The organism is Micromonospora sp. NPDC047557, from assembly GCF_043205095.1.
Taxonomy (GTDB): Bacteria; Actinomycetota; Actinomycetes; order Mycobacteriales; family Micromonosporaceae; genus Micromonospora.
Genome location: NZ_JBIDDK010000023.1, coordinates 762 through 16168, shown reverse-complemented (window position 1 = coordinate 16168; position 15407 = coordinate 762). Strand labels below are relative to the sequence as shown.

At 72.9% G+C, this 15407-nt stretch carries 17 protein-coding genes; 11 read left to right on the top strand and 6 right to left on the bottom strand.

Annotation, left to right across the window (positions count from 1 at the left end):
• Positions 1 to 63 precede the first annotated feature (63 nt).
• Positions 64 to 1056, bottom strand: a complete 993-nt coding sequence (locus ACGGAQ_RS31410) for a helix-turn-helix transcriptional regulator (RefSeq protein ID WP_393055512.1) — start codon at positions 1054 to 1056, stop codon at positions 64 to 66.
• A 44-nt stretch (positions 1057 to 1100) separates the two neighbouring features.
• Here ACGGAQ_RS31410 and ACGGAQ_RS31405 point away from each other — a divergent pair, with 44 nt between their 5' ends.
• From ACGGAQ_RS31405 to ACGGAQ_RS31385, 5 genes are read left to right on the top strand one after another with little or no spacing between them, the layout of a single operon-like run.
• Positions 1101 to 1580 (top strand): hypothetical protein, encoded by a 480-nt coding sequence (locus ACGGAQ_RS31405; protein ID WP_393055509.1) that lies wholly within the window; start codon positions 1101 to 1103, stop codon positions 1578 to 1580.
• A complete protein-coding gene (locus ACGGAQ_RS31400; protein WP_393055506.1) occupies positions 1580 to 2041 on the top strand; it encodes a hypothetical protein in 462 nt (153 codons plus the stop codon). Before ACGGAQ_RS31405 ends, ACGGAQ_RS31400 begins: the two co-directional genes overlap by 1 nt.
• Positions 2042 to 2051: 10 nt before the next feature.
• Entirely contained in the window at positions 2052 to 2591 is a 540-nt protein-coding gene (locus ACGGAQ_RS31395) for a PH domain-containing protein (RefSeq protein WP_393055503.1), read from the top strand.
• A gap of 59 nt (positions 2592 to 2650) precedes the next feature.
• Positions 2651 to 4141: a flavin-containing monooxygenase gene (locus tag ACGGAQ_RS31390; protein WP_393055500.1), complete on the top strand. Its 1491-nt coding sequence runs from the start codon at positions 2651 to 2653 to the stop codon at positions 4139 to 4141.
• Complete coding sequence (locus ACGGAQ_RS31385) at positions 4128 to 5000, top strand: SDR family NAD(P)-dependent oxidoreductase (protein WP_393055497.1); 873 nt, start codon at positions 4128 to 4130, stop codon at positions 4998 to 5000. The genes ACGGAQ_RS31390 and ACGGAQ_RS31385 overlap by 14 nt, the downstream gene beginning before the upstream one ends.
• Here ACGGAQ_RS31385 and ACGGAQ_RS31380 read toward each other — a convergent pair whose 3' ends face one another.
• The 3 genes from ACGGAQ_RS31380 to ACGGAQ_RS31370 form a co-directional block, all read right to left on the bottom strand.
• Positions 5001 to 6479 (bottom strand): cryptochrome/photolyase family protein, encoded by a 1479-nt coding sequence (locus ACGGAQ_RS31380; RefSeq protein ID WP_393055494.1) that lies wholly within the window; start codon positions 6477 to 6479, stop codon positions 5001 to 5003.
• A gap of 75 nt (positions 6480 to 6554) precedes the next feature.
• The gene (locus ACGGAQ_RS31375) at positions 6555 to 7730 is read right to left on the bottom strand and encodes a low temperature requirement protein A (RefSeq protein ID WP_393055491.1); all 1176 of its coding nucleotides are present in this window, start codon (positions 7728 to 7730) and stop codon (positions 6555 to 6557) included.
• A gap of 69 nt (positions 7731 to 7799) precedes the next feature.
• On the bottom strand, positions 7800 to 8219 hold the full coding sequence (locus ACGGAQ_RS31370) for a hypothetical protein (RefSeq protein WP_234589977.1): 420 nt from the start codon (positions 8217 to 8219) through the stop codon (positions 7800 to 7802).
• Between the two features lie 188 nt (positions 8220 to 8407).
• On the opposite strand from ACGGAQ_RS31370, the gene ACGGAQ_RS31365 reads away from it, so the two are divergent.
• Positions 8408 to 9493, top strand: a complete 1086-nt coding sequence (locus tag ACGGAQ_RS31365) for an S-(hydroxymethyl)mycothiol dehydrogenase (protein ID WP_393055488.1) — start codon at positions 8408 to 8410, stop codon at positions 9491 to 9493.
• Complete coding sequence (locus ACGGAQ_RS31360; protein ID WP_393055485.1) at positions 9493 to 10122, top strand: MBL fold metallo-hydrolase; 630 nt, start codon at positions 9493 to 9495, stop codon at positions 10120 to 10122. The genes ACGGAQ_RS31365 and ACGGAQ_RS31360 overlap by 1 nt, the downstream gene beginning before the upstream one ends.
• 63 nt (positions 10123 to 10185) lie before the next feature.
• Here ACGGAQ_RS31360 and tsaA read toward each other — a convergent pair whose 3' ends face one another.
• On the bottom strand, positions 10186 to 10617 hold the full coding sequence (gene tsaA, locus ACGGAQ_RS31355; RefSeq protein WP_393055482.1) for a tRNA (N6-threonylcarbamoyladenosine(37)-N6)-methyltransferase TrmO: 432 nt from the start codon (positions 10615 to 10617) through the stop codon (positions 10186 to 10188).
• 52 nt (positions 10618 to 10669) lie between these two features.
• On the opposite strand from tsaA, the gene ACGGAQ_RS31350 reads away from it, so the two are divergent.
• From ACGGAQ_RS31350 to ACGGAQ_RS31340, 3 genes are all read left to right on the top strand, one after another.
• Positions 10670 to 11131, top strand: coding sequence for a VOC family protein (locus ACGGAQ_RS31350; protein ID WP_393055479.1), 462 nt, complete (start codon positions 10670 to 10672; stop codon positions 11129 to 11131).
• Complete coding sequence (locus ACGGAQ_RS31345) at positions 11115 to 12224, top strand: DUF3626 domain-containing protein (RefSeq protein ID WP_393055476.1); 1110 nt, start codon at positions 11115 to 11117, stop codon at positions 12222 to 12224. The genes ACGGAQ_RS31350 and ACGGAQ_RS31345 overlap by 17 nt, the downstream gene beginning before the upstream one ends.
• Before the next feature lie 223 nt (positions 12225 to 12447).
• Entirely contained in the window at positions 12448 to 13176 is a 729-nt protein-coding gene (locus tag ACGGAQ_RS31340) for a hypothetical protein (RefSeq protein ID WP_393055473.1), read from the top strand.
• Positions 13177 to 13255: 79 nt separating this feature from the next.
• Here the strand turns inward: ACGGAQ_RS31340 and ACGGAQ_RS31335 are convergent, their stop codons facing one another.
• Entirely contained in the window at positions 13256 to 14650 is a 1395-nt protein-coding gene (locus tag ACGGAQ_RS31335) for a hypothetical protein (RefSeq protein WP_393055470.1), read from the bottom strand.
• A 229-nt stretch (positions 14651 to 14879) separates the two neighbouring features.
• On the opposite strand from ACGGAQ_RS31335, the gene ACGGAQ_RS31330 reads away from it, so the two are divergent.
• Positions 14880 to 15191, top strand: a complete 312-nt coding sequence (locus ACGGAQ_RS31330) for a MazG-like family protein (protein ID WP_393055467.1) — start codon at positions 14880 to 14882, stop codon at positions 15189 to 15191.
• Positions 15192 to 15407 lie beyond the last annotated feature (216 nt).

Here is a 15407-nt window from a genome sequence, read left to right as displayed (position 1 = left end):
AGGGTGGCACATCCTGCCGACAGTCGATGTCCCGCCGATCTTCCACTGTGGAAGCGGCGGTGGCTACCGGGTCGGCGGGCCGGAGGGGGCGTAGAGGGCGGCCAGGCCGGCGGCGGTGGCGGCCAGGCGGTCGCGGAGCGCGGGCGGGGTGAGCACCTCCACGTCGGCGCCGAGGCGCAGCAGGTCACCGTGGGCGTGGGTGAGCGACTCGATCGGCAGGACGGCGGTCACCCAGCCGCGCGCGTCGGGCGGCCCGGCGCTGGCGTCCACCGCGGACACCACCGGATCGCTGCCGATCTCCCGCAGCCGCTCCCGGCCGGCGGGGGACAGCCGTACGGTGGCCTCGTCGCGGTGCAGCCGGGCCCGGAACCGCACCACGTGCTCCCGCCACCAGGCCGGCAGGTCGAAGTCGGCCGGTCGATCGAACTCCTGCGCCAACGGGGTCAGCGCGAGGATCTGGTTGACCCGGTAGGTCGCCGGCTCGGCACGGCCCGGTCGCGTGGCCACCACGTACCACCGGCCGCCCTTGAGCACCAGGCCGTACGGCTCCAGCACCCGGGTGACCTCGCCGCGCCAGCCGCGGTAGCGCACCTCGATGCGCTGCTGCCGCCAGACGGCCTCGGCCGTGCGGGCCAGCTCGGGGGAGGCGTCGCCGTCGGCGTACCAACCGGGTGTGTCCAGGTGGAAGCGTTGCCGCAGCTGCGTGGCCCGGTCGCGCAGGGGCGCCGGCAGGGCGGCGTGCAGCTTGAGTTGCAGCGCGGCCACCACGTCGCCGTAGCCCAGCTCGTCGGCGGGGCCGGGTAGCCCGGCCAGGAACAGCCGGTCGGCCTCCTCGGCGGTCAGGCCGGTCAGCCGGGTCCGCCAGCCGTCGACCAGCTGGTAGCCGCCGGCGTGCCCGGCCTCGCCGTAGAGCGGGATGCCGGCGGCGTGCAGCGACTCCACGTCCCGGTAGATGGTGCGCGGGGAGACCGACAGCCGCTCGGCGAGCTGCGCGGCGGTCAGCCGGCCATGCGACTGGAGCAGCAGCAGGACGGAGAGAAGTCGACTGGCCCGCACTTCACTGACACTAGCTGTCAGGGGAGCCGTCCTACCGTCCCGGCATGGCATTTCGCGACAAGGATCTACGAACGCCGGGACCAGTCACCGTGGACGGCTGGCAGCTCAAGCGCTACCACATCGACCAGCCGGAGCGGCCGATCGAGCCGGAGGTGGAGAAAGCCGCGTACGACCTGCTGCCCGCGCTGCTGGCCCGCGCGGTGAGCGACGGCACCCCGGCCGCGGGGTGGGTGGTGCTGCACCGGGGCGCGGACAGCGGTGCATACCTGCTGGCGTACACCTGGGTGTGGGACAACGCGCTGCAGGTGCACATCGCGGTGGCCGGGCAGCCGGTGCTGGACTGCCCGGACGACGACCCGACGCACTTCGTCGAGCTGGGTCGGCGCGAGGTCGGCTGCGTGTGGGAGCTGGCGGTGCTGGAGCACGAGCGGGCGGCCTGGGTCCGCCACATGCTGGTGCCCCAGGCTCCCGACCTGACCGGCTATCTGGATGACACGCGAGCGGAAGGGCCGGTGGGCCGCTGATGGGCGACTTCGACTTTTATGTGGGCACCTGGAACGTGGTCAACCGTCGGCTGCGCGAGCGGCTGACCGGCTGCGACGAGTGGGACGAGTTTCCCGGGGTGTCGGTCGCGCACAGCTTCTTCAGCGGCGGCGGCAACTTCGACGAGATCACCTTTCCGACCAAGGGTTTCTCCGGCGCCACGATCAGGATCTTCGACCCGGTGAGCGAGCAGTGGTCGATCTACTGGATGAACAGCGGTCGCGGGGAGTTGGAGCAGCCGCCGATGGTGGGGCGTTTCGTCGACGGGGTGGGCCGCTTCTACGCCGACGACCAGCACGAGGGACGGCCGGTCCGGTGCCGGTTCATCTGGTCGGGGATCACCGCGACCACGGCCCGCTGGGAGCAGGCGTTCTCGGTCGACGGCGAACGCACCTGGGAGACGAACTGGATCATGGAATCCACGCGAGCGTCCACCGACTAGCCTGCGGGCCATGCGGAGATGGCGGCGGATCAGCCCCTGGGGCGCGACGCAGGCGTTCACCGGACTCATGGCGCTGGCCGTGTCGTCGATGGCGGTCGCCGTGGTGGTCGCTGCCGGCCACGGACTCGCCGAGGGCAGGATCGACGCACCGGCGACCCTCGGTCTGACCGGCGCGTTGCTGTTCCTCGGACTGTGCCTGACCTTCGTTCTCCGGATGTACCTGGCCGGGATCTACGTCAACGACCGGGGCGTACGGCTGCGGCACGTGTTCCGCACGCGGACGTTTTCGTGGTCGGAGGTGACCGGGTTCGAGGCGCGTCCCGCGCTGATCCTCGGCGAGCCGACCGTGCGGAACGCCTGCTGGGTACGCACCACCGGCGGGGCGTTCGAGTCGGCGGTGCAGCGGCGTTCTCGCACGCCCGGCTGGCGCAAGAACAACGGCCCGGTGCTCTCCGCCGACGACTTCGCGCGGATGCTCGCCCGGCTCGACGCCGAGCGGGCCGCCCACCGCTACGGTCAGCTCGGCGGCGGTGCGGTGGTCTCGCGCTAGGTGCCAGGCGTCCGGGGCGGTGTTAGTGTCCGTCCACCGCCCCGGACGGGAGGAACGCGATGCCCTCCGACCACGTCGACGTGCTCATCATCGGCGCCGGCCTGTCCGGCATCGGCGCCGCCTGCCATCTGCGCCGCGACTGCCCCGACAAGACGTACGCGGTGCTGGAGGCATGCGAGGCGATCGGTGGCACCTGGGACCTGTTCCGTTACCCCGGCATCCGGTCCGACTCGGACATGTTCACCCTCGGCTACTCGTTCCGACCGTGGACCGACGCCACGGCCATCGCCGACGGCGCGGCCATTCGGGAGTACGTGCGCGAGACCGCCCGGGAGTACGACGTGCCGCGCCACATCCGCTTCTCCCACCGGGTGACGCGCGCCGAGTGGGACAGCGGCACCGCCCGCTGGACGGTGCACGCCCAGCGCGTCGACACGGCCGAGACCGTGGTCCTGACCTGCTCGTTCCTGTTCGCCTGCACCGGCTACTACCGCTACGACGAGGGTTACACGCCCACCCTGCCCGGCGTGGACGCGTACGCCGGGCGGCTGGTGCACCCGCAGCACTGGCCCGACGACCTCGACCACACCGGCCAGCGGGTGGTGGTGATCGGCAGCGGCGCGACCGCCGTGACGCTGGTGCCGGCCCTGGCGCAGCGGGCCGCGCACGTGACGATGCTGCAACGCTCACCCACGTACGTCATCGCCCTGCCCTCGCGCGACCGGCTGGCCGGCGCGTTGCGGCGCCGGCTGCCGGCGAACGCCGCGTATTCCGTGGTGCGGTGGAAGAACGTGCTGCTGTCCACGGTCAACTTCCAGCTCAGCCGACGGGCGCCCGGCCTGGTCAAGCGGCTGCTCCGGCGCGGCGCGAAGCGCCAGCTGCCGGTGGGGTACGACGTCGACCGGCACTTCTCGCCCCGCTACGACCCGTGGGACCAGCGGCTCTGCGTGGTGCCCGACGGCGACCTGTTCACGGCCGTGCAGCAGGGGCGGGCGTCCGTGGTGACCGACACGATCGACACGTTCACCGCCCACGGCGTCCGGCTGGCCTCCGGCGACGAGCTGAGCGCCGACATCGTGGTGACCGCGACCGGGCTCAACCTGCTCGCCCTCGGTGGCCTGACGCTGCGCGTGGACGGCGTCGACGTCGACCTGCCGGAGACCGTCGCCTACAAGGGCATGATGCTCTCCGGCGTGCCAAACTTCGCGCTGACCATCGGCTACACCAACGCGTCGTGGACCCTCAAGGCGGACCTGGTCGCCGGGTACGTCTGCCGGCTGTTGCGCCACCTGGACCGCACCGGCCAGCAGGTCGTCACCCCGCTCCCACCGCCCGACGCGCAGCGGGTGCCGCTCATCGACCTGCGCTCGGGCTACGTGCTGCGCAGCGTCGATGCGCTGCCCAAGCAGGGCGCGCGGGCACCCTGGCGGCTGTACCAGAACTACGCCCGCGACGTGCTGCTGATGCGGCACGGCCGGCTCACCGACGAGGGTGTGCGGTTCTCCCGCGGCACCCGTCAGGGAAGGAGCACCGATCGTGCGGAGGTTTGAGTTCGCCGGCGCGACGGCAGTGGTGACGGGCGCGGCCAGTGGCATCGGCGCCGCGTTGGCGCACGGCCTGGCGGGTCGGGGCAGTGACCTGGTGCTGCTGGACCGCGACGCCGAGCGGCTGGACGCCGTCGTCGCCGCCATCCACGCGGCGCACCCGGACCGGCAGGTGCACACCTATCGGGTGGACCTCGCCGACGCGGCGGCCACCGCCCGGGTGGCGGTCGAGATCGGCCAGCGGCACCCACGCGTCCGGCTGCTGGTGAACAACGCCGGCGTCGGCCTCGGCGGCCGGTTCGACCAGGTGACGTTCGACGAGTTCAGCTGGGTGATCGACATCAACTTCCGGGCCGTGGCGCAGCTGACCCACGCGCTGCTGCCCGCCCTCAAGGCCGAGCCGGGCGCGCACCTGGTCAACGTCTCCAGCCTGTTCGGGTTGATCGCGCCGGCTGGGCAGACCGCGTACGCGGCGAGCAAGTTCGCCGTCCGCGGCCTCACCGAGGCGCTGCGCCACGAACTCGTCGACGACGGCATCGGCGTGACCTCGGTGCACCCCGGCGGGATCCGCACCCGGATCACCGAGAACGCCCGGGTCGGCAGCGGCGTGTCGATCGAGGAGTACACCGCCGGCCGGGCCCAGTTCGAGAAGCTGCTCACCATCTCGCCGGAGCGGGCCGCCGAGGTGATCCTGCGGGGCGTCGAGCGGCGCCGGGGCCGGGTGCTGATCGGCTGGTCGGCGAAGCTGCCCGACCTGCTGGCCCGGATCATGCCGGCCTCGTACAACCGGCTGCTGGTCGTCGGCCTCAACCGGGGCGTCGCCCGCCCCGCGCCGGCCCCGCCGCCGGTCGCGGACCTCACCTGATCACGGAGGGCTGCTGCCTCGCTTCTCCTCCTGCGCCAGCACCGCCTCGCGGTGTTCCGGCTCGTCGCGGCGGGCCAGTTCCGCGGCGAGCCGCGGGTCGGCCACCAGCCGCTCCCGGTTGCGGTGCAGGAAGCTCTCGAAACCCCCGGTGTACGGGCAGGCCAGCTCGCCGAGCGCCCGCTCGGGCGTGTAGCGGCAGCCGGCGCAGTAGTCGCTGATCTCGTCGATGTCGGTGCCGTCCACCGCGTACGGGCGGGTGTCCACCCTGGCCAGGTCGGCGTACTGGCTCATGCCGATGACCGTCGCGTTCATCACCCAGTCGGTGCCGTCGACGAAGCAGCGCTGGAACCAGTCCGCCACCTCGGCGGGACGCCAGCCGCGCTGCAACGCGTAGTTGCCGAGCACCAGCAGCCGGGGGCTGTGGTGCGTCCACGCCCGGTCCCGGACAGCGGCGAGCACGTCGGCCAGACAGCGCGCCTCGACCGCGTCGGCGTCCAGCTCGGCGAACCACTGCGGCATCGGCTCGGTCGCGGCCAGCCAGTTCGCGCCCCGAAACCGTGGCTCGTAGTACCAGTACAACTGCCAGAGGAACTCCCGCCAACCGAGCAGCCCGCGGATGAACGGCTCCACCGCCGTACGCGGCGCGACGCCGGACCGCCACGCCTGCTCGGCGGCGCGGACGGCCGGCTCGGGGTGCAGCAACCCCAGGTTGAACGACGACGAGAGCGCCGAGTGCGCGAACAGCGGGTCGTCGGCGCTCATCACGTCGGCGTAGCGGCCGAACCCGGGCAGCCGGTACGTCAGGAAGTGCGCCAGCCGGGCCTGCGCCTCGGCGTGCGTGGCGGGGTGCTGCCGGGGGCCGTCGCGGCCGACGAACCGCACCCCGTCGGCCGCCCACCGGTCCAGATCGCGGCGGACCTGCGCGTCGATGTCGTCCTCGACGATCGGAGGTGGAGGCGGCGGCGTCGCCGGCACGGCCGGGGCCTCGCCCCGGGGCCGACGCGGCGCCGGGGCGCCACCGGACCCGCCGGTTCCCCGACCCGGGCCGCTCAGCACGTCGTGCCAGCGACGGGCCTGCCGGTAGAAGTCGGCCATCCGCAGCGGGCCCCGGCGGGTGCGGTCCGCCCACGCCGCGAAGTCGGCCTGGCTGGTGATGAAGCCGCGCGGCGGCAGCACGGTCAACCCGGGCACCGAGCGGGCGAACTCCAGCGCCGCCCGCGAGTGCGGTTGGCACACCTCCACCGGTTCGGCGACCTGGGCCAGGGCCTCGCGGAACGTGCCGGTACGCAGCAGCAGCGCCCGGTCGCCCAACTCGGCGGCCCGGTGGCGCACGGCGGAGAGGATCAGATGCGCCTTCTGCCGGTGCATCGGCCGGCGGCGAAACAGCTCCCGGACCTCCACCAGCAGGACCGGTTGATCAGGGTCGTCGAGGAAATGTGGCCCGAGTTGGTCGGCCAGCAACCATCGGCGGCGAAGCATGCCGCAATTCTGCCCACTTCCGGGCCGTCCCGCGCGCCGGCAGGCCGGGTGGTCGATGCCTGATCCAGATCGGGATCAGGCCGTGCGCGTCGCGGCCACCCCGGCGTCGCGTCCGCGCAGCAGCACCGTCAGCGTCACGAGGGCGACCAGCAACACCGCGAGCACCTGCACCGGGGCCGGACCCAGGGGCACGAGCAGCGCCACCAGTGCGACGACCGGATAGGCGACGACCACCGCGCCGTGCTGCTGGCGGCGAACGAGCAACACCCAGACGGTCAGCAGGTAGACGGCTACCGGCACGGCCACCGCGTACGCGGCGGTCGTGGCGGAGATGTGCGCGAGATGCCGCTCGTGGTCCACCGCCACGGGCAGACCGGCCCCGACCGCGGCGATCGCCCCGAAGATCAGATAGTGGCCGTAACCCCAGACGAGCGAGTACGGCAACCGGTCCGGCGCCTCCACCGGACGATCGAAGTAGAGCCACCAGAGCGCGAACACGATGAGCGCGCCGGCCGCCGCGAGCGCCCAGAGACCGTGGTCGCCCGCGTCGAGCCCGGTCTGGATCGCCACCGAGATCGCCAGCACCGCCTCGCCGAGCACGATCAGCGTGAACAGTCCGTACCGCTCGCCGATGTGCCCGGGGTGCCACGGCGTCATCCCGGGACGCTCGGCCACCGCCGGCACCAGCAGATCGGCGAGCGCCAGCAGCACGAACGTCGCGATGCCCCAGCCGTCGGGCAGCGCCAGCCGCAGCAGCCAGCCGAGCTGCACCACGGTCACGCCGATCGCGTAGCGGCGTGCCGCCGCGCGGTGCGCCGGATCGCCGGCTGCCGCCCGGATCCACTGCGTGACGGCGGCCAGCCGCATCACCACGTACCCGTAGGTGATAATGCTGAAGTCGCCGTCGGCGAAGGCCCGCGGCACCCCGGCCGCCAGGATCAACGCCCCGGTGATCTGCACCAGCGTGGTGATCCGGTAGACGTCGTCGTCGGTGTCGTACGCCGAGGCGAACCAGGTGAAGTTCATCCACGACCACCAGATCGCGAAGAACACCATCAGGTAGCTGGTCAACGCGTGGACGAGGTGGTCCTCGGCGACGTCGTGGTGCAGGCTGGTCGCCGCCTGCGCCACGGCCACCACGAAACACAGGTCGAAGAAGAGCTCCAGCGGGGTGGCAGCGCGGTGCGGCTCGTCGCGGCGGCGGGGCCTCATCGGCCGGTAGAACGGCCGCACCGAACGACTGTGGGTCACCGCAGCTCCTCAGACCGACCGCCGGGTCGCCCACACGATAACGGGTCACGGCGACACGATCCGCCCAGGTCAGCCGCGCCGACGGCCGTGGGTCAACCCCTCCAGCACCAGGGTCAGGCCGGCGCCGACCAACCAGACGTCCTTGGCCAGCCCCGCGCCCTGCTGTGTCGGCCGTACGCTGCCCGGCTCGCGCATCCCGGGCGTCTTCAGGTACAGCTGCACGAGGCCCGCGCCGAACGCGGTCAGGCCGAGACCCACCAGGGGCGCCGGGACGAACGGCGCGAGCAACGCGGCCCCCAAAGCGATCTCGGAGTACGACAGCAGCTTGGCGAACCGCGGCGGCTCCAACTGACCGAGCTGCGGCATGGCCGCCACCGCCATTCCATGCATGGCCTGCGCCGCCTCGCCCTCCAGGTTCCGCTTGCCCAGACCCGAGTTGAGAAAGTACGCGCCGATGGTGACCCGCAGCGGCAGGTGCGCGAATTTCATGATCGCTCCCGGTGGTCGTGGTCCGAATTGTGGCCCGCGTACCCCGCGTGACCCCTGATAACCCGCCGCCCGTCCGACTGGGCCGACCGTGGTGATCGCGGTAGGTTCGCCAGGGGGCCCACCGGCGAGCCCGGTTCACCCGCCTGCCCGGCGTCCGGCCCCGCCGCAGACCACCAGCAGGAGGCGAAGTGAGCCAGGAAGTCCGGGGAGTCATCTCCCGCAGCAAGGGCGCACCGGTCGAGGTCACCACCATCGTGGTGCCCGACCCCGGCCCCGGTGAGGCGATCGTCCGGATCCAGTCCTGCGGGGTCTGCCACACCGATCTGCACTACCGCGAGGGTGGTATCAACGACGACTACCCGTTCCTGCTCGGGCACGAGGCGGCGGGCGTCGTCGAGCAGGTGGGCGACGGCGTCACCGACGTCGCCCCGGGCGATTTCGTGGTGCTCAACTGGCGGGCGGTCTGTGGCGTCTGCCGGGCTTGCCGCCGGGGTCGGCCCTGGTACTGCTTCAACACCCACAACGCCGCGCAGCGGATGACGCTCACCGACGGCACCGAACTCACCCCGGCGCTGGGCATCGGCGCGTTCGCCGAGAAGACGCTGGTGCACGCCGGTCAGTGCACGAAGGTGGACCCGGCCGCGCGGCCGGCCGCGGTGGGCCTGCTCGGATGCGGCGTGATGGCCGGGCTCGGCGCGGCGATGAACACCGGCAACGTGACTCGCGGCGACTCGGTAGCGGTGATCGGCTGCGGAGGCGTCGGGGACGCGGCCGTCGCCGGCGCGGCCCTCGCCGGCGCCACCACGATCGTCGCGGTGGACACCGACACCCGCAAGCTCGACTGGGCCCGACAGTTCGGCGCGACGCACACCGTGAACGCCTCCGAGACCGACCCGATCGAGGCCATCCGTGCCGCCACCGGCGGCTTCGGAGCCGACGTGGTGATCGACGCGGTGGGGCGACCGGAGACCTGGAAGCAGGCCTTCTACGCCCGGGACCTGGCCGGCACGGTCGTGCTGGTCGGCGTTCCGACTCCGCAGATGCAGATCGAGCTGCCGCTGCTGGACGTCTTCGGGCGCGGCGGCGCCCTCAAGTCCAGCTGGTACGGCGACTGCCTGCCCAGCCGGGACTTCCCCATGCTCACGGAGCTGTACCTGCAGGGCCGTCTCGACCTGGACGCCTTCGTCACCGAGGAGATCGCTCTGGACCAGGTCGAGAGCGCGTTCGACCGGATGCACCACGGCGACGTGCTCCGCTCGGTGGTGGTGTTCTGATGGCCGTGCGGGTCGACCACGCGGTCACCTCCGGCACGTTCTCGCTCGACGGGCAGACGTTCGAGGTGGACAACAACGTCTGGGTGATCGGCGACGACGACGAGTGCGTCATCCTCGACGCGCCGCACGACGTGGCCGCGATCCTCGCGCTGGTGGGCGACCGTCGGGTCCGGGCGATCCTGGCCACCCACGGGCACGACGACCACGTACGGGTGGCGCCCGAACTGGCCGAGGCCACCGGCGCTCCGGTACTGCTGCACGCCGACGACCGGGTGCTCTGGGACATGGTCCACCCCCACCTGCCGCCGCACGGTGAGCTGCGGGACGGGCAGAGCATCGAGGTGGCCGGCACCGCGCTGTGGGTGCTGCACACCCCCGGGCACAGTCCCGGCGCGTGCAGCTTCTACGCCCCGGAGCTGGGGGCGGTGTTCACCGGCGACACCCTGTTCCACGGCGGGCCGGGCGCGACCGGGCGCTCGTTCAGCGACTTCGACACCATCGTCGAGTCGATCCGCACCCGGCTGCTGACCCTGCCCGCGGAGACGGTCGTGCACACCGGGCACGGCGACGACACCACCATCGGCGCGGAGGCCCCGCACCTGCCGGAGTGGCTGGCGCGCGGGCACTGACGGCGGCCGGCCGCTGCGGCGGGGTTGCGGGCTCGCGGCCCGGCTGGCGCCCGGCGCGGCGGCTCAGCGTTCGTTGGCGGCGCCGAGCACCGGCTTGACGTCCAGGACGGGGGTGCCGTCGAGGGCCTCCAGGTCGGCCACCTCGACGCGCAGCCCGTCCACCGCCAGCACCCGCACCCGGTGCAGGCCGATCGGGTTGGGTCGGTGCGGGGAGCGGGTGCTGAACACGCCGGTGCGCGGGCGGGACTCGTCACCGCGCGGGTGCACGGCCAGCACGTCGCGCCGGGCGCGGTCCAACCAGGTCAGCACCAGCAGCTCCGCGCCGGCCGACAGGTCGGTCAGCGCCCGCTCGACCTGCGGGTCGAAGATCAGCCACGCCGTTGGCGCGCCCTCATCACCCTGCCGGGGCGCGCTCGCCGCGTCGGTCAGCGGCGAGGCCACCCGACCGACCGGACGCAACAGGTAGGTGTCGTCGTCGCCCTGCATCTCGACCATCGTCGCTCCCTTCCGGACGGTGTCAGCCTAGGGCGTTGTTAAGATCCGGCGCATGGCCGCCGAGCAGCACCCCGTACCCGTCGTCCGTCAGCTGCGCCTCGTGGTGGAGGCGGCCGACCACGAGGCCGCGGTGGCGTTCTACCGGGACGCTCTCGGCCTCCCCGAGGAGGCGGCGTTCACCGGTGACGGCGACGCCCGGGTGGTGATCCTGGACGCCGGTCGGGCCACCCTGGAGATCGCCAATCCGGCGCAGAAGCGCATGATCGACGAGGTCGAGGTGGGCCGGCAGGTCGCGCCGCGCATCCGGGTGGCCTTCGAGGTGGACGACACGCGGGCGACCACGGCCCGGCTGGTCGCCGCCGGCGCGAGCGAGATCGCGCCACCGACGCGTACGCCCTGGCAGTCGCTGAACTCCCGCCTGGACGCCCCGGCGGACCTGCAGATCACCGTCTTCGAGGAGCTGGGCGCACCGCAGGAGCACGCCGTGGACCCCGGACATGACGGCGACGTCTGAGCGACGGCTCCGCGCCGCCCTCACCCCGGCGCAGGCGGCTGCCCTCGCGTACGTGCGATCGTCGGCGATGGTCGAGCGTCCCGCGGCGCTCGCCGCGATCGAGCGGCACCTCGCCGCCGCCGACGTCGGCCAGGGGCCGCAACGGCTGCTCGCCGCGGCAGCCCAGCGTGGCCGGCTCACCGTCAACTTTCACCCCGATCGCCGGTGCGCCGACGGGCGTTCCGTCGCGTCCGCGCTGGCCGAGGACGGGGTGTACCGCAGTCAGTTCGTCACCGGCATCTCCAACGGCGGGCTCACCGCGTACCCCGGTGGCGACCGCGACCGGTGGGAGCACCGGATGTTCGGCGGTGCGTACCAGGCGCCCGGGGTGGCGCCGGCGGACCGACCCACGTACGGCGGGATGAACCTGCTCGACCACGCGGACGGCGCCTGTCCCCGCTTCGGCTCCTGTCACCTGCGGCTGCGTCCGGCGGTGCTGGGCCGGGCGACCTTCTGCCTCGGCGACAGCCACCTCGGTCCGGGCGTGGTGGGCACGGCCGACGCCTTCGAGGCGGTGCTCGCCGGGCTGCTGGCCGGCGTCGCCGGCACCGGCGAGTGCCTCGGACGGGCCGGGATGGACGTCGCCACCCTGGCCCGGACGCTGCTGGAGGCGCCGAGCACGCCGGCCACGGTCGGGCGCGCGCTCGACGACTACGTGGAGGCCCAGATCCACGGTCCTCTCGACCTCGCGCACGACGTCGAGGAACTGGTGGTGGACCCGTCCTTCGCCGGCACCCCGACCGGGGCGACGCTGGAATCCATCGCCCGGCGGTACGGTTTCCCGCTGCGGTGGCACCCCGGCTTCGCGCTGGCCGTCGACCAGGTCGACGCCGAGTTCCGGGGCCCCGCGATCCCGGTGCTGGCGGCACGCCTGCACCGGGAGTTCGCCCGACCGGGCGCACCTGTGGACGCGGAGCTGATCGGCCGAGGCGCCGTGTCGGTGGTCACCGAACCTGAGCAGTGGGCGGACCGGGGCCCGATCGCCGACACCCTGCAGCACCTCAAGCAGCTCTGGCACGTTCTCGTCCGGTTCGGCACGGCCCACCCCGGCTGACCCGGGGCGCGTGAATCGTCCCGTTTCGCCGCCCGGCGTGCCCGTCATCCGATTCTCGGCGTGACCGGGACCGCAGGCTGCTGCGGCTCGGGCATTTCCGGAATGACCGACACGTCAACCCGGTTGTGTCCCCCGTACCGCCGGAGCCCAAACCCTTTCCGCGGTCATTTCCTCCCGAGGAGCGTTCACCCCGGAGCGCTCCGCACGATCGAAAGGAACCATCGTGAAGGTCGACTTCACTCGATGGCTCCCCGCCATCGCTAAGGACTCGTACCGCAAGACCGCGCTGAGCGTGGTGGGTGTGGCTGCCCTCGGTGGTCTGGCGCTCGCGCCGACCGCGGCCGCCGCCCCGGTCACCTCCGGGCCGCACCAGGGCGCTGTCGCCGCCATCGACCTCGCCACCGGCAAGGCCGCCACGTCCGGCAAGGCCGCCACCGCGGCCCACCAGGATCAGCCAGTCGAGTCCGGGCTGACCACCGGCTCCGCCACCGGCAAGCCGCCGGCCGGCAAGCCGAGCCGCGACGAGTTGATCCCGCACGGCATCGAGGGCGCCCAGTCGCGCATCCCGCTCGACGACGCGCAGCTCGACAACGCCCGGGCGATCGTGGACGCCGCCAAGAAGACCGGCGTCGGCGACCGTGGCGCGGTGATCGGCGTCGCCACCTCGTTGCAGGAGTCGAAGCTCTACAACCTCGGCCACCTCGGCGCGTACAACGACCACGACTCGCAGGGCCTGTTCCAGCAGCGCCCGTCGTCCGGTTGGGGCACGCCCGAGCAGATCACCGACCCGGAGTACGCCGCCACGGCGTTCTTCAGCGCCCTGAAGAACGTGGGCGGCTGGCAGGACCTGCCGCTGACCGCCGCCGCGCAGACCGTGCAGGTCTCCGCCTTCCCGTACGCGTACGCGCAGTGGGAGGAGCAGGCGGCGGACGTCGTCCAGCAGCTCTGGTGACACGACACGCACGCACACGCCGGCCGGCTCCCCCTCTCGGGAGCCGGCCGGCGTCGTCGTGTCTTCTGCGGGCGCTACCTCAGCAGGCCGCGTACAGGCGACGGGTGCCGACCCCGGCGGCGTACGCGGCCCGGTCGCTGAACCGGCAGCCGTAGTCGGGTCGGGCCACCACCGCCGGGTCGGTCACCGTGTCGCCGGCCGGGCGCTTGCCGGTGCGTACCCAGGACACCAGGTCGTCCCAGGCGGCGCCGGCCTCGGCCGGGCTGAACTCGCAGTGCTGCGCGGCCCGGATGGCCCGCTGCACCACCAGCCGGCCGCGACCGTGCCGCGCCACGTCGGTGGCGTACGCCTGCTCCATGCTGAACGGCACGAACATGTCGCCCAGGTCGTGCAGGCTGACCACGGGCGCGCTCGGCCGCCCGGCGATCTTCGGCACCTCGGTAAGCGTCGGCAGGAGTCGCTGCACGATGTTCTCCGGCGCCACCCGCTGCACCGACGAGTTGACGTCGACGGGGCTGTTCGGGCTGTAGCGGGTCAGCAGGTTGGTGGAGATCTGGCTGGGCCGCTGGGCGGGGGAGTCCCCGCCGTTGGTCACCGCGATGGAGAAGAGGAAGTCCTTCCAGACCGCGAAGGCCGCCTCCGCGCCGGGCCGTGGCCCGCCCGTACGGTTCACGGTGATGGCCCGCAACTGCTTGCCCCGGTCGGTGGTGGTGTCCGGCCCGGTCGGCGTGAGCCCCGCCAGCCCGAGCGCCACCTGGATGCGGGGCACCGCGTTGCTCAGGTAGTCGGCCGGCGTCGGGTAGGCCCGCACGCCGGCGAGGGCCTGCGCGACCAGGTTGTAGTCGAGATAGAAGTCCAGCAGCGTCTGGTCACCGAGCACTCCGCACATGGGCAGCGCGCCGTCGTAGTAGCCGGGGTACTGCTCCAGCGAGCGCCCGATGACATACCCGCCCATCGACACCCCCGCCAGGTACGTGCGGTGGGGCCTGCGCACGGTCCGTCCGAAGTGGTCGGCCAGGTCCCTCGTGCTCAGCACGCCGGAGCGGATGTCGAAGCCGTTGCGGTCGTACGACGACGACGCCCACGCGTACCCCTGGGCCAGCAGCCGCTGGCGCAACTCGAAGGCCGGCGGCTCCGGCGAGAGGACCGTGCCCTGGCCGCGGTAGCCGTGCGCCCACACCACCAGGTCGCCGTTCCACCCGGCGGGAACCTCGATGATGTACGCGGCGTGCCGGTGCACGCCCTGGCGCACCGTCGTCGGCTTGCCGGCCACCACCAGCGGCGCCAGCGGCGGATTCTGGAAGGTGTAGCCGGGCAGCGGCTGGTCGCCGGAGGGGTCGTGGCTGGTGGTGGAAGCGCCTGCGGTGCTGGGTGCGGCGGCGGTGGGTGCGGCGCCGAGCAGCCCGACGGCCAGGGTCAGTGTCGCGGTGGCGGCGACCAGGCGGCGCAACCTACGAACGGGTACGGACAGCATCGATGCTCCCCATCGGACGGATGTCGCCCGCGGGGGCGACCAGGCGGGACGGTTGCCTACCGGCCGGTAGCGCCCTGAACCTAGGACTGCCGTCGACCGGAGTCAATGGCCGAGCTGACCGACCAGTCAGACGGTCGGTGCGGCCTGCCCGGACCGCCCGTGCGGTGCGCGCCTCGACCGTGCGGGCCGGGTGCGTGGCCGGCCGGGGCGGTCGGGTTGACTGGTCGCCGTGGACGACTCGATCTGGGCGGCGGCCCGGGCTGCGCGGAGCTGGCTGGACGCGGCGAACGGCACCGGGCAGACGGAACTGACCTGCCGCATCCTGAAGCTGACCGAGGAGGCCGGGGAGGCATCAGCCGCCTGGATCGGTCTGCTCGGGCAGAATCCGCGCAAGGGTGTCACCCACACCCGCGAGGACGTGGCAGCCGAGCTGGCCGACGTGGTGTTCACCGCGCTCGTGGCCATCGAGAGTCTCGGACTCGACGCGCAGACCGTTCTGGGGGCCTGTGCCGAAAAGGTCCGCTCTCGCCTGGAGAACTGACGCCAACCCGCCCTCATGGTCAACGACGCCAGCCCGTCCCATGGTCGACCACGCCAACCCGCCCTCATGGTCGACCACGCCAACCCGCCCTCCTGGTCGGCCACGCCAGCCCGCCCTCCTGGTCGGCCACGCCAGCCCGCCCTCCTGGTCGGCCACGCCAGCCCGCCCTCCTGGTCGGCCACGCCAGCCCGCCCTCCTGGTCGGCCACGCCAGCCC

Coding starts and splice junctions, on each gene's coding strand:
- ACGGAQ_RS31360 (WP_393055485.1), top strand. CDS start 9,493: ATGGCCGTGCGGGTCGACCACGCGGTCACCTCCGGCACGTTCTCGCTC.
- ACGGAQ_RS31405 (WP_393055509.1), top strand. CDS start 1,101: ATGGCATTTCGCGACAAGGATCTACGAACGCCGGGACCAGTCACCGTG.
- ACGGAQ_RS31400 (WP_393055506.1), top strand. CDS start 1,580: ATGGGCGACTTCGACTTTTATGTGGGCACCTGGAACGTGGTCAACCGT.
- ACGGAQ_RS31350 (WP_393055479.1), top strand. CDS start 10,670: ATGGCCGCCGAGCAGCACCCCGTACCCGTCGTCCGTCAGCTGCGCCTC.
- ACGGAQ_RS31345 (WP_393055476.1), top strand. CDS start 11,115: ATGACGGCGACGTCTGAGCGACGGCTCCGCGCCGCCCTCACCCCGGCG.
- ACGGAQ_RS31395 (WP_393055503.1), top strand. CDS start 2,052: ATGCGGAGATGGCGGCGGATCAGCCCCTGGGGCGCGACGCAGGCGTTC.
- ACGGAQ_RS31335 (WP_393055470.1), bottom strand. CDS start 14,650: ATGCTGTCCGTACCCGTTCGTAGGTTGCGCCGCCTGGTCGCCGCCACC.
- tsaA (WP_393055482.1), bottom strand. CDS start 10,617: ATGGTCGAGATGCAGGGCGACGACGACACCTACCTGTTGCGTCCGGTC.
- ACGGAQ_RS31390 (WP_393055500.1), top strand. CDS start 2,651: ATGCCCTCCGACCACGTCGACGTGCTCATCATCGGCGCCGGCCTGTCC.
- ACGGAQ_RS31370 (WP_234589977.1), bottom strand. CDS start 8,219: ATGAAATTCGCGCACCTGCCGCTGCGGGTCACCATCGGCGCGTACTTT.
- ACGGAQ_RS31380 (WP_393055494.1), bottom strand. CDS start 6,479: ATGCTTCGCCGCCGATGGTTGCTGGCCGACCAACTCGGGCCACATTTC.